At 40.5% G+C, this 13,317-nt stretch carries 10 protein-coding genes and 1 riboswitch; of the genes, 7 read left to right on the forward strand and 3 right to left on the reverse strand.

Going from position 1 to position 13,317, the window contains the following annotated elements; all coding sequences use genetic code 11:
• Window positions 1-160 precede the first annotated feature (160 nt).
• Window positions 161-1,213, reverse strand: a complete 1,053-nt coding sequence (locus G602_RS0106775) for a MetQ/NlpA family ABC transporter substrate-binding protein (protein WP_026658315.1) — start codon at window positions 1,211-1,213, stop codon at window positions 161-163.
• A gap of 276 nt (window positions 1,214-1,489) precedes the next feature.
• Here G602_RS0106775 and G602_RS0106780 point away from each other — a divergent pair, with 276 nt between their 5' ends.
• The 7 genes from G602_RS0106780 to G602_RS31795 all read left to right on the forward strand — a co-directional run bounded on the left by G602_RS0106780 (window position 1,490) and on the right by G602_RS31795 (window position 11,942).
• On the forward strand, window positions 1,490-3,793 hold the full coding sequence (locus tag G602_RS0106780; protein WP_196808605.1) for a putative bifunctional diguanylate cyclase/phosphodiesterase: 2,304 nt from the start codon (window positions 1,490-1,492) through the stop codon (window positions 3,791-3,793).
• Window positions 3,794-4,103: 310 nt separating this feature from the next.
• The gene (locus tag G602_RS0106785; RefSeq protein WP_026658318.1) at window positions 4,104-4,967 is read left to right on the forward strand and encodes a leucine-rich repeat domain-containing protein; all 864 of its coding nucleotides are present in this window, start codon (window positions 4,104-4,106) and stop codon (window positions 4,965-4,967) included.
• A gap of 101 nt (window positions 4,968-5,068) precedes the next feature.
• The gene (locus tag G602_RS0106790) at window positions 5,069-6,040 is read left to right on the forward strand and encodes an AEC family transporter (RefSeq protein ID WP_026658319.1); all 972 of its coding nucleotides are present in this window, start codon (window positions 5,069-5,071) and stop codon (window positions 6,038-6,040) included.
• Between the two features lie 108 nt (window positions 6,041-6,148).
• Window positions 6,149-8,086 carry a vWA domain-containing protein gene (locus G602_RS25570; RefSeq protein ID WP_049945097.1) on the forward strand — a complete coding sequence of 646 codons (1,938 nt, stop codon included), beginning with the start codon at window positions 6,149-6,151 and terminating at the stop codon, window positions 8,084-8,086.
• Between the two features lie 55 nt (window positions 8,087-8,141).
• Window positions 8,142-8,240, forward strand: a riboswitch (cyclic di-GMP riboswitch).
• A 230-nt stretch (window positions 8,241-8,470) separates the two neighbouring features.
• A complete protein-coding gene (locus G602_RS0106800) occupies window positions 8,471-9,508 on the forward strand; it encodes a fibronectin type III domain-containing protein (RefSeq protein ID WP_196808606.1) in 1,038 nt (345 codons plus the stop codon).
• A 182-nt stretch (window positions 9,509-9,690) separates the two neighbouring features.
• Window positions 9,691-10,023, forward strand: a complete 333-nt coding sequence (locus G602_RS25575) for a hypothetical protein (RefSeq protein WP_044931308.1) — start codon at window positions 9,691-9,693, stop codon at window positions 10,021-10,023.
• Between the two features lie 29 nt (window positions 10,024-10,052).
• The gene (locus G602_RS31795; protein ID WP_026658321.1) at window positions 10,053-11,942 is read left to right on the forward strand and encodes a sensor domain-containing diguanylate cyclase; all 1,890 of its coding nucleotides are present in this window, start codon (window positions 10,053-10,055) and stop codon (window positions 11,940-11,942) included.
• Between the two features lie 64 nt (window positions 11,943-12,006).
• Here G602_RS31795 and G602_RS0106815 read toward each other — a convergent pair whose 3' ends face one another.
• Both G602_RS0106815 and G602_RS0106820 read right to left on the reverse strand, forming a co-directional pair.
• A complete protein-coding gene (locus G602_RS0106815; RefSeq protein ID WP_044931310.1) occupies window positions 12,007-12,612 on the reverse strand; it encodes a hypothetical protein in 606 nt (201 codons plus the stop codon).
• A gap of 81 nt (window positions 12,613-12,693) precedes the next feature.
• The gene (locus G602_RS0106820) at window positions 12,694-13,296 is read right to left on the reverse strand and encodes a CinA family protein (RefSeq protein ID WP_044931313.1); all 603 of its coding nucleotides are present in this window, start codon (window positions 13,294-13,296) and stop codon (window positions 12,694-12,696) included.
• Window positions 13,297-13,317: the final 21 nt, after the last annotated feature.

Here is a 13,317-nt window from a genome sequence, read left to right on the forward strand (position 1 = left end):
CATGGGACCTTGTTCCAGCGAAGAAATATACTAATCCAAATGAGATTCATACATAAAAATAGCCCACCCGGATGTGTATGTTCAGATCCAATCGATTATACGCGAAGCGTAACGAGATTGGAAATGAATATACACATTAAGGTGGGCGGACTCTTATATATTACTGAGCATCTGTAAAGGAGGGAATAACGGCTCCCTTATAGGTTTCCTCAATATATGCCTTAACTTCATCTGACTGAAGTGCTTTTACAAGTGCCTTGATCTTGTCAGAATCCTGTGTGCCATCCTTAACTACAAGGAAGTTTGTTCTCTTAATAGTTGTCTCATCATCGAATTCCTCGATATCAAGTGCAGGGTGTGAATCCGGAAGACCTGCTTCAAGAGCGTAGTTACCGTTGATTGTTGCTGCATCAAGATCAGGAAGTGATAACGGAAGAGAAGCTGCCTCAAGAGGTGTGATTACATAACCGTGAGGGTTAGCATCTGCATCATTTGTAAGAGTATCCTCTGTGTAGTTGGCATCTGTGCCGTAGTCACCCTTGGAAGTAAGAAGACCCTTCTGAACAAGAAGATCAATTCCGCGCTCTGCGTTGTCGGGATCGTTGGGAATACCGATTGAAGCGCCATCCGGAAGCTCCTCAAGTGAAGTATACTTCTCGGAGTAGATACCCATGGGCTCGATGTGAACACCTGCTACAGCTGTAAGGTGAAGACCTGCGTCCTCATTCTGCTGGTTCATATAACCAAGTGTCTGGAAATAGTTGGCATCAAGCTCACCTTCTTCAAGTGAAGTGTTGGGAAGTACATAATCATTGAATACAACTGTCTCAAGCTCCCAACCGTCCTTTGCAAGAACTTCCTTAACGATGTTGTCAAGAATCTCAGCGTGAGGAACAGGTGTAGCACCAACGGAAATCTTGTTGTCACCGTCTGTAGGAGTGATTGCTTCAGCATCCTCAGTGCTCTCGGCATCTGTAGCATCCTCAGTGCTTTCAGTATCAGTAGCTTCTTCAGTGCTTTCAGCTTCAGTAGCTTCTTCTGTGGTCTCTTCATCAGAGCCTTCCTGTGTAACAGTTGCTTCTACAGCCTCTGCAGAGCTCTCTGTTGAAGCCTCGCTTGCAGTATCAGCGCTTCCGCCACCGGCGCAGCCTGTGAGTGCACCAAAGCTAAGAACTGTAGAAAGGATAATACTTGTCAAAACTTTCTTTTTCATAAATAAATGTCCTCCTCTTAAAACCTATCGAATAGGTAGTTTTAATATGTGTATGATATACCACTTTTGTTATATTAGCAATTAAAAAAGACGTTTTTTCGAATAACTAAATGTTATAGGCGGCGAAAACAGCTATATTTCGCCATGTAAGAATATGTATAAATAATTAACTATTATTTTAGAAAAAGATTAGGATGTCGAAAAATTGTATATGCTAAGATGATAAGTAGAGGAACCAGCTACAGCTATAAAAAAGGGCTTAAAAAGGGGAATGTTATGAGTACGACAAAGAAAGGCCTGATGGTAATGGCCGGATTCTTTTATCTGCTTACTGCTATTTTCACTCTGACTGAAAATCAGGTAGCTACTGAATTATGTGCACCAATAACAGCTTTTTTGGTGTTCCTGATTTTGATGTCCAATCTTCCCGGACTTGGTCCCCATAAGTTCTCTACAGCCTGTATGGGCATGGGATTTCTCGTAATAGATATCTACTATATTTTTCGATTTTTCAATCATTACATAGTAAACCTTGAACAATATATAGAGATTGTTGGGATAATCTATATTACTCCAAGCTTCTTTTTCTTTTTAAATGAGACGACCTTCCTTATTTACAAACTTAAGGGAAGGCGGCGCGATCTTGCCCATCTGTTTGCAAACAGCTTCGCTGTGGCAATTATCGGTTTTGTTTTCATATATAAATATTTCAGTCAGGTTGTAGGCCATATTCATAACCTGAGGGAACTGATTTATCTGCTGCTGATATTTGCTGCATTTAATGTGGCTATGTTCAGCCTGCAGACCTATCATCTGGTGGGGGTGGAGAATCTTAAAAAAGGAACTCTTATGACCACTACAGCGATGCTCATTTATGAAATAATGGACATCCAGTACATATTCACCCAGGCAATTGGCGGAGTTCCTGATGATTATTACGCTGACCTTGTGTATATGGCACTTCTGATCTTTATGACAATGGGAATTACCATACAGGTTCAGAAAAAATATTACTTTGAATTTAATGGCTGGTCATATTCTGCACCTGCGACAAGGGCACGTTTTATTGTCGCCATTATTGCAGCCATAGCAGCTGTGATAATGGTTGTTGTGGGTTTCGTAACACGCTCGGAGGCATCCTATATTGTAATAGTTGCTATGGCCTACATTATCATGACCTATATTTTGAAGGCAGACAGCCTTAATGATGAGCTGCTTGAGCACGAAAAGCGGCAGAATGCCATGCTTGAGAAAAAGGTGGAGGAGCAGACCAGGGATTTAACAAAGGCAAATGAGAAGCTTGAGCTTTTGTCCTCCACGGATATGTTAACGGGGCTTTACAACCGCTGGTATGCGGGGACTTATATGAAAAATCTGCAGGAAGATCAGATATCCGGAAAAAAGTATGCATTTTTCGTTATAGACCTCAATCATTTTAAGCCGATTAATGATACCTATGGGCCGGAAATGGGTGATAAGGTTCTTGAGGAATTCGGTAATAGAATGCGTGAGCTTCCGGATGATTATACCTGCTTTAGAATGGGCGGTGACGAATTCCTGATCATCATGAAAATACGGGGAGATTTGGAAAATCTTGAAGATGCAGCAGAGAATCTGAGAAAGTTGTTTAATACTCCTATTAAGCATAATACCTATGTTTTCAAGCTCTCCGCAAGTATCGGTGTCTCCGTGTATCCGCAGGATGGAACGGATATAGAAGAGCTTCTTCAGTATGCAGATACGGCCATGAACTATGTAAAACATGGTGGGAACAAGGATGGCTATAAGTTTTTCAATTCCGGTCTTGTTCAGATTATTTCGACCCAGAATGCTATTGAGACCAGACTTAAGATAGCAAAGCCTGACAGGGATTTCGTTCTTTTCTATCAGCCACAGGTCAATGCACAGACTAAGGAAATAATCGGAGCTGAGGTTTTCATACATTTTAATGGTGAGCTGGAAAAAGTATCCCCATTGGAAGTTATTGATGCGGCAGAAGAGTGCGGCTTTATGAATATACTTGGCGAATGGATTGTTAATACCGCAGTCAGACAGATTGCAAGCTGGAATGAGAAGTATCATAAGAATATGGCTGTAACCCTGAATATATCACCGCTTCAGCTGATCAGTGCGGAATACGCAAATGTCCTTAATAAGATAACGAAGGAGCTGAATTACCCTACGTCAATGGTTACACTTGATATAACAAATACAGTAATAATGGGTGCATCATACTCTTCAAAAGCTGCAATGATAAGACTCCATGAGGATGGATACATGCTTTCACTAAATGATTTTGGAGGAGGCGATATAAATCTGGCATTCGTTCAGGATTGTGGAATCGATAGTATTAAGATATCCAGAGCACTTGTTACAAATTCTGTAAATGATCCGAGAATTAAAAAACTGGTAAAATCCATTATGGCCATTGCGGAAACTCTTGGCATGACAGTGTCGGCTGTCGGCATAGAAACAGAGGTACAGTCAGAAAATATGCAGTCTCTCGGGGTTAATACATTGCAGGGATATTACTATGGAAAACCTGTAAAGGCAGATGCATTTGAAATGATGCTCAAGTAGAAAAATTACAAAATTTTACAAATGTTAATAAAATAGTTGCAATTTTGAAAATTACATGTATAATTACTTTTGTCGAGGGGATTACAATTTAAAGATGGTTATTGACTGTTGAGTATTCGGTGAGGGAACACAGAGGATATTCAATGTTAATCGGGGAAATCATTTGGAGGCTGAAATACGATATGTATGGATGCAAAGTTGTAAATCTTTTGGGACTTTTTTAAGATGTTTAGACTGCAAGGTTAGGGATTTTCCTCTGAACTTGCAGTCTTTTCATTTGTTACAATTGTTACAGAAGAAGGGAACCGGTATGAAAAATAATGTGATTATTATGATCCTGAGTGTTTTGATAACAGTGAGCATGACAGCCTGCGGTGGAGTAAAGGAAGCTGATGTTGCTGTAGGAGATAAAGAGCAGGCACCTGAGGAAACAGGCATAGAAGGTGAAGAAGGTAAAGAAGGTAAAGAAAGTTTAGAGGAATCCCAGATAGAGGATTTTGAATATATCTTTTTGGAGGATGGAACTGTTGCCATACGGGCATACAATGGTACGGCAGCCATAGTAAATATACCGGAAGAAATAGATGGAGCAAAGGTTACCAGTATCGATGGAATTAAAGGGGATTCGATAGTAAAGATAGTTATTCCAGATAGTGTAACTACTATTGAGCAGGCAGCATGCTGGGCCAATGATAATCTTGAAGAAGTTGTTATGGGTGAAAATGTAACAAAAATCGGTGCAAAGGCATTTGATCTGGATTCAGAGCTAAAAGTAATAAATCTTCCGGATTCTGTTGAAGAAATTGGAGAAGCGGCCTTTAGCACGGCAGCAATTAAGGAAATAAATATTCCAAAGTCGTTGACGGATATGAGTAAAGGAGTATTCTCTCTTACGGAATTAGAAAGGGTAACCATTCCGGGAAACGTAAAAACAATCGGTATTTGTGCATTTGAAGATTGTGAGAACTTACAGGAAGTAGTTGTCGAAGAGGGAGTTGAAATGATTGATGAAGGAGCATTTAAAGGTAATGATGCTCTTACTCAAGTAGAGCTTCCGGCGTCTGTAACAGAAATAAAATGTAAGTTTCCAGGAGACTGTACTATTATAGCCCCCGCAGGAAGTTATGCAGAATCATATGCCAATGAAATTGGTTGTAATTTTAAGGCGAAATAAGAAATAATAATTATACCGGAACTGTATGAGCGCTTGCTTATACAGTTCCGGTTTTTTATAATTTGAAATTAGTTCTAATATGGAAGGCAGGGATTTGTGATATGGAGAATTTGGTTTTTAGTTTGAATGCAACGCTTCCGATTTTTTTGATGATGACACTTGGGAATGTCTTCAGGAGGCTTGGGATAATAGATGAAAAGGCAGCAGCTTTTATGAATAAATTTGTGTTTAAAGTTGCTCTTCCTGTCCTGCTATTCTCTGACCTTGCAGATCAGGATTTCGTCGGAACCTGGAATCCGGGATTTGTTTTCTTTTGTTTTTCTACAACAATAATCAGCATATTTTTCATATGGATACTTGCTAAAGTTTTTGTGAAGACGCCTTCAAGAAGAGGTGAGTTTCTGCAGGGCTCATACAGAAGTAGTGCTGCACTTTTGGGACTCGCGTTTATCCGCAGTATCTATGGAGACTCAAGTAGCGGGATGGCTCCGCTTATGATCCTGGGAAGCGTACCTCTTTACAATATTTTTGCAGTAATAATTCTTACGCTCAGTGCGCCGGATACAGAAGGTGATGAGGGAGATTTGGCCGATAAGAATCAACTAATAAAGAAGACAATAATCGGCATAGCTAAAAATCCTATAATTATAGGTATTGTGGCAGGACTTCTGTGGTCAGTATGTGAGTTTCCCATTCCCAGAATAATGGGAACGGTTGTGGGAGACATCGGTGCTCTGGCAACACCTCTTGGACTCATGTCAATGGGAGCGACCTTTGAATATAAGAAGGCGCTGCAAAACGTTAAACCTGCACTTGTAGCAAGCTTTATTAAGCTGTTTTTACTGGTAATGATTTTCATGCCAATTGCTGTTCATTTGGGATTTGCAGGCGAGCAGATAGTAGCAATTCTTGTTATGCTTGGCTCTGCCACAACAGTCAGCTGTTATATCATGGCTAAGAATATGGGACATGAAGGCACTCTTAGCAGCAGTATAATTATGATAACGACCTTCGGATGCTCGTTTTCTCTTACTTTTTGGCTTTTTGTGTTAAGGACGCTTGGGGTTATTTGAAAAAATAAAAATATATTTTTTTGCAACATTTCTGTTTCCTTATCTGTATATAGGGTAGAAGCGTAAATAGGTTGCTTCTTTTGGTTGAATTGCAGGAGGAAACAGATTATGAAAATTAAAACATTATTGATACTTGCACTTGTAGCATCAATTACACTTGGAGCATGCTCGCAGCCGACAGTTTCTGTTGATAATGGGACTGTACAGACGCAGCAGGAAAATCAGGAGAATCAGGAAAAACAGCAGAAAAATAAAGAGAATAAAGAAAGTCAGCAGGATAAAGCAGATGAGGATAAGACTGACAAGAAAGAGGATAAAAAGGCAGAGAAGACACCTGCAAAGTCATCAGATGAGATGGATAAGCTTATAAGTAAGGCAGGAGAAGATTATGAGAACTATCTCAAGGATGGCATGTCTTACGATGAAAATGAAGATTATGCTACAGGAGTTATGAAAAATGCTGGCGGATCTTCCAAGAACGATGCAGTAGCAATGGCAGCTGACTGTGTGGAAGAGGCCTGCGAGGAAAGCTACTACGAGGCACCCGGAGCAAGTGAAGAAACCGGATATGCAGAAAGTAGCGCAGTGCCGAATGAACCTGTTAACTGGGATACAGAGTCCTATAAGAATGTTGATGAATCCAGCTTTGTGGCTGTAAGTACACAGCCCTTCTCAACCTTTGGGGCAGACACCGACACAGCCGTATACTCAAATCTCAGAAGAAAAATTCTTGGCCGCGATTATGACTGGTATGGTTATGGCATAGACAATAATGCTATCCGTGTGGAAGAGATGATAAATTACTTTAACTACGACTACAAAAATCCTGAGAACGGTGAAAAGTTCGGAGTAACAACAACACTTAATCCCTGCCCGTGGAACGAGGATACACTTCTTCTGAAAATTGGCTTAAAGACAGAGGAAGCTATACCGGAAAAGGGAAGCAATATCGTATTCCTTATCGATACTTCAGGATCAATGTACGATTTTGATAAGCTCCCGTTGGTACAGGATTCCTTTAAGACACTTACTGACAGTCTTGATGAAAATGACAGAGTATCAATCGTTACTTATGCCGGTTCTTCTGATGTGGTTGCAGAGGGTGTTTCCGGCAATGAACATGAAAAAATAAAGGAGATGATTGACAAGCTTGAAGCAGGCGGCTCAACAAATGGGAGCGAAGGCATAATCACAGCCTATGAGATTGCTGAGAAATACTTTATAGAGGGCGGTAACAACCGCGTTATTCTTGCAACAGATGGTGATCTTAATGTCGGAACAACTTCTGAAGCGGGACTTATAGACCTTATTGAAAAAGAGAAGGCATCAGGCGTGATGTTTTCCTGCCTTGGATTCGGAACAGGCAATTATCAGGATGATAAGATGGAAGCGCTGGCAGATCATGGAAACGGCAACTATGCATATATTGACTGCCCGGATGAAGCAGACCGTGTACTGAAGAAGGAGCTCTGGTCAACAATTTATACAGTTGCCAAGGATACTAAGTTCCAGGTTGAGTTCAATCCCGAAAACGTAAAGGGATATCGTCTTATCGGATATGAAAACAGAAAAATGGCAGCAGAGGATTTTGCAGATGACACAAAGGATGGCGGCGAGATCGGTTCTAATCAGTGCGTTACTGTTCTGTATGAGATAGTTCCTGTAGGCTCAAAGATGGATATGGCAAAAGTACAGTCCAAATATCAGGACACTGAAAAAGAAGAAGCAAAAGCGCCGGAAGGTGAGCTTCTTACAGTAAACATCAGATACAAGGAGCCTGATGCTTCTGAGAGTATCCTTAAGGAATATCCTGTAACCTACGATATGCTTGAAGAGACAATGGATGATGATACCTCCTGGGCAGCAGGCGTTGCACAGTTTGGCATGCTCCTTAGAGATTCCAAGGATAAGGGAACAACAAGCTATGACTCGGTTTATGACAGATTAAAAACTCTCTCCGGAGTTGTTGATGATACTTCCAAGCTTGAGTTCCTTTACATGGTTAAGAAGGTTTCAGAGGATCCGTCCAGGTTCATGCCCGAATAATCTGTATTTTTCAGGAAAAATAGTTTTATTCATCTCCAAAATGAGTTATAATGGTGCTTTGTGAGGGCAAACATACAGTGATGTATGGACGCAAAGTTGTAAATCTTTTGGGGAGTTCTATTAGTTATATATAAAAGATGGTTTGACTGCAAACATTGGCGGAGTAATCCGCCTGTTTGCGGTCTTTTTTGTGGGAAAACATACGAAAATATGGGGAATTACGACTATCTATTTTGCGTCATATTATGTTTATAATTACGATTTATAATTATACAATTTTAATCAAGAAGGGCGACAAAGCAGATAAAACCTGAGATTTATGTGGATAAAAACTCTATATGCGCATAGAGATTTTTATAAATAAACGAGAGAGGAATGAAAAAAGTGAAGAAAAGTAATTTATTATCAAGGGGATTGGCTACAGTATTAACCGTGGCACTTTCATTGGGAGGAGTCATTGTAACACCGGTTGCATCGCAGCCTGTACATGCTGCAAGTGCTGAGATTCATCAGGTAAATCCGGATCAGACAACATTAACTGTTAACTGGACAAAGTATTCTGATGTTTCAGACCAGAAAATTGATAAGATGCATATTGGTATCGGAAGAACTCTGGAAGATGCCAGAGCAATGACTAAGGCAAAGAAGCTTGCGATTGATCCGAATCTGACATCATATACATTTACAGGTCTTCAGCCTTCATGCCAATATTATGTGAATATAACTGTGGATTATAAAAAGTATGGTCTCAACTGGGACGATTACGGATATTTATGTGATCCTTTTTATACTACACCTGATAAGGCAGCAGCACCTTACCAGACTCATAACTGGAGAAATCTTGGAAGCTTCTCTTTTGAATGGGAGCAAAAGCCTGATGTTTCCGGATATGAATATGAAGTCTATGAAGGCAACACAATGATAAAGAACCAGGAAACCGGCACGGGCGTATTTAGTGGCGGCGGATTGAGCAGTGCTAAAAACAATAAGAAATATAATGTTAAGGTAAGAGCATTCACAGAAATCAATGACGAAAAGTATTATGGTGACTGGTCCGATTTCACTCAGCTTCTTGTAGACTCTGAGATTACATCATCACGCAAAGGCTATGATGTAAAAATCAAGAAGGGCAAGCTTAGTGTAAAATGGATGAAGACCAAAGGCGCCAGCGGTTACCTTATTTATGTTTCAGATAAGGAAAAGACAGGCTATAGTGTATACAATGTTAAGGGCGGTAAAAAGCACAACGCTACTATAAAGAAATTCAGAGGCAGCAAGTTTAATAAGAACACAGGATACTATATTGCTGTTATGCCTTATAAAAAGGATGACGGAAGAACTTATACAGGAACTATCGGAGGAAAAGTATTTCTCAAGGGCAAGGTAACAAGATATGTTTCCAGCGATGAACTTATGCAGTAAATAATTAAATAAGAAATACCTGTGATTTAGATGATTGCACCCTCACTATCGTATAATCGGTAATGAGGGTGTATTTTTATTGTTTTTTCATAAATAGAACACAATTTACTGCTACTATGTAAACTGTTATTGGTATAAACTAATAAATAAGATGAAATTTAATAAGTTGGGAGGATACAAAAATGAGTCAGGAAAAAGTTGATGCTTACAAAAAGGAGAAGAAGGGCAGAAAGGCAAGGATTGCAAAGCATAAGAGAAATGTGAAAATAGCAAAATGTGTCAGTCTTGTTTTACTTCTTGCAGTTTGTTCATTGGTAGGATGGAGAGTATATGCTTCAAAGAATCCCGCTGAGCAGGTTGCCACAACAGAGATAACAGAGGAGGAGACTCCTACAACATCTGAGGCAGAGACAACAGATGGTGCTGAGGCTACTGATGGAACAGAGACAGCAGATGGTACTGAGGCCACTGATGGTACAGAGACAACAGATAGCTCTGAGTCTGCTTCAGAATAAATAAGAGTTTTCTTATGAGGGCTTAACGTTTGAAACAGATTCTTGTCGAATTAAAGGACAGACCTGAATTGAATATTCAGGCTGAGGAAATCATAAAGACCTGGAAATCCGGCAAATATAAGCAGGTCCTTTTCCATATTTACAGTGGTATGGAGGAGGAAAAGTTTACGGCTTATGCTGCGAAGAGACTTCAGGAACTTTTCCCTGAGGCTGATATAGCAGGAACTATGTCAGCCGGGGAAATTATGGAAGGACACCTTATAAAAAGAGGTATCCTTATTGGCGCGCTCTTTTTTGAGAGTACCAATGTGGAAGTCTTTCGTTATGACAATATTAAAGGAAATGAGACCTCTGTTGGAAGGAAAATCAGGGAAAAGCTTGATAGCATTCCGGATATTAAGGCCGCAGAGCTTTTGCTTCCGGGGACAGAGTTTGATACAAAAGAATTATTCGACGAGATTGATGAATGTGATAAGTCCATTAGGATTTTCGGCGGATATTCGGGCGGACATACGATGAATTCCCCGGTGCATTATGTTTTTGATGCAAGCGGAATAATGTATGATTCCATGCTGGTAACGACCTTTGCGGGCAGGGATTTTCATATAGACATAGACAAGGTCATAGGCTGGGAGCCGCTCGGAGTACCCTTCAGGGTTACGAAGGCTGACGGTCACAGGCTCATGGAGCTGGATAACAGGCCGGCTTCCGAGATTTATGAAAAGTTCCTGGAGATTGACAGAAAGCTGAATAATAATGCGAAGGAAGGTTATACCTTCCCGCTGCTTGCAGAATATAAGGGTGAGGAGTGGCTTAGAAGTGCCATTCATATTGAAGAGGACGGATCTCTTAACATGCATGGCTCTGTAATGGCTGGCATGGATATTCAGCTCTCTTACGGTAATCCTGCGACAATTGTTAAGCAGGTAAATGAGAGACTCGAGAGAGTTCGCGAATTTAAGCCGCAGGCTATTTTGATTTATTCATGCATAGTTCGTAAGGCGTTTTGGGAAAAATATGTTGATCTGGAACTTAAGCCCTTTGATCAGCTATGTACCACTACGGGATTTTATACCTGGGGTGAGGTCATCCGTGATGCGGAATCAGGAGAGATTGTAGAGCATAATGTTACGCAGCTTTCCATTGCTATGCGTGAGGGAGCACCCTCTGATGAAGAGCTTCCTGTGGTTCATGTGGATGATTCTGTATTAAAGGGGCCTGCTGCTCAGATGAGAAGGCTGACAAGTCTTGTCTACACGACAATGGAGGAACTCCATAAGGCGCAGAACGACCTTAGAGTCCTTAATGAAAAGCTTCGACTTATGGCGGAGAGAGACGCCCTTACAGGTCTTTATAACAGAGGAAAGACTGAGGAGATCATCTATAACCTGCTGCGTAAATCAGCTTCAAATGAAACGCCGCTTAGTCTTCTTATGATAGATATTGATTATTTCAAGAGTGTGAATGATGAATATGGTCATCAGACCGGAGATATAGTTCTGAAAGAAACTGCGGCTATTCTTGATGATGTTGCAAGTGGAGGCAGTGAGGGTCGTTCAGATAATGAAGGACACGACGAACATGTTACAAGCGATGGAAAGAGTGCCTCTGTCGGAAGTGAAAAACAGGACAGCTATGCGGAAGAAACTCAAAAAGGTTACGCCGGAAGATGGGGCGGAGAGGAGTTCTTCGTGATACTTCCTGATACGGAGTCTGAGACAGCAATATCTGTCGCAGAGACTCTTAGGAAAAGGGTGGAGGCTCACGTTTTTCCTGATGTCGGACATCTTACTATAAGCCTTGGAGTTATAACGGTGAAAGAATGTGTTAACGAGAAGGATATGTTCCTTAAAGTTGATAAGGCGTTGTATGACGCCAAGGAAGGTGGCAGAAACCGCATAGTAAAGGTTGAGATATAACGCATAGATATTTATTTTTCTAACATAAAACGGGAATGGTCAAATACCATTCCCGTTTTTGAGATTAAAGAATTCTCTCGTAATGATCGCCCTTTTGAACGAAGCCTGTCTTACTGAGATAAGCTTTGTGATTTTCATCAGATCCTTTGTAAATTAGCTTGTCTATACTCTCGTGTACAAGATTTGACATAAGGAATTCACCAATTGAAAAATCACGATATTCAGGTATTGAATAATCAAGCTTGATATCAACAGTGTGATCCTTCAAATTTCCAAGCATTATTCCAACTGGTTTACCTTTATGGCATACAACAAAGCCGCAATTTACTCCTGAGAAATCCATGGATATTCCGGGGAAGCATTTCGCGATGTCATCCTTATACAAGTCAATTGTGTATTTCGTAAGCCCATCATCACCGGATACTTTGACCAGATCATAGTTCTTTTCCGTATTTAACATTTTTGTCAGGTAATAGACATTGATTGCCACAAGCGCTATGTTCATGACAACAGTGGGATATGCGTGAATAAGCAAACCGTATATCACACAGAATAAACTACCGATGGTGTTAACGATTCTCAGCTTGTATACAGAGACCATCATAAATGAAAGAAGTACAAGCGCTGAGCCAATATAACCGATTACTTCAAAAATAGTAGCTGTATTCATAACTATCTCTCCTTAAGAAAAATGAAGTTTTACATATATTAACTATACCATAAGCGGAGTAATTAAGCTAAGTTTTACTCACTATTTGGTGTCTATAGGAAGCAATTTGTTTATTATTTCATCCGCGATGAGATCAGCTACTATGAGTTTGTACTCATGCCTGGAGGATGCTGAGGGTAATGTGAAGCTGCATGCGTGACAAAGGCAGGTGAAGGTGCTGTCTGGCCTGTTGTTATCAGCATCTGGGGTGTCAGAGGTTGTACTGGCGTTATCAGGGATAATTAATCCGATATGAACTTCGCCAGGGACGCTGTCTGTGTTATTGGGATCTGTGTTTCCGAGCGTGCCTGTAACACCAATTCCTATATCTGCGCTGTAAGAATCCATGCAGGCAGTAGCCATGGCAAGAGCAGTTTCTTTTGAATAAACACCATATTTATCTATTGTTTCAGCAGGTACTCCCTGCTTGATTTTTGCCTCATTACAGTATGTTATATATGCGCCTTTCAGAGTGGCGGAGGATCCTTCGGTATCCGTCAGGAATGATGCCACCATTCCTGCTGTGCAGCTCTCCATTGTACTGATGGTAAGCTTGTGTTTGATGAGATAGTTTGTTATGGATTCATATTTTTTTACAATTTTTTCTTCTATAGATTGGGTAGAGTTGTCTGTTTGGTTATGCATGTGTGGGTTCCTTCATTTTGT

Origin of the sequence: Butyrivibrio sp. AC2005 (assembly GCF_000424145.1) — a bacterium.
In the GTDB taxonomy this organism is placed as follows: Bacteria; Bacillota; Clostridia; order Lachnospirales; family Lachnospiraceae; genus Butyrivibrio.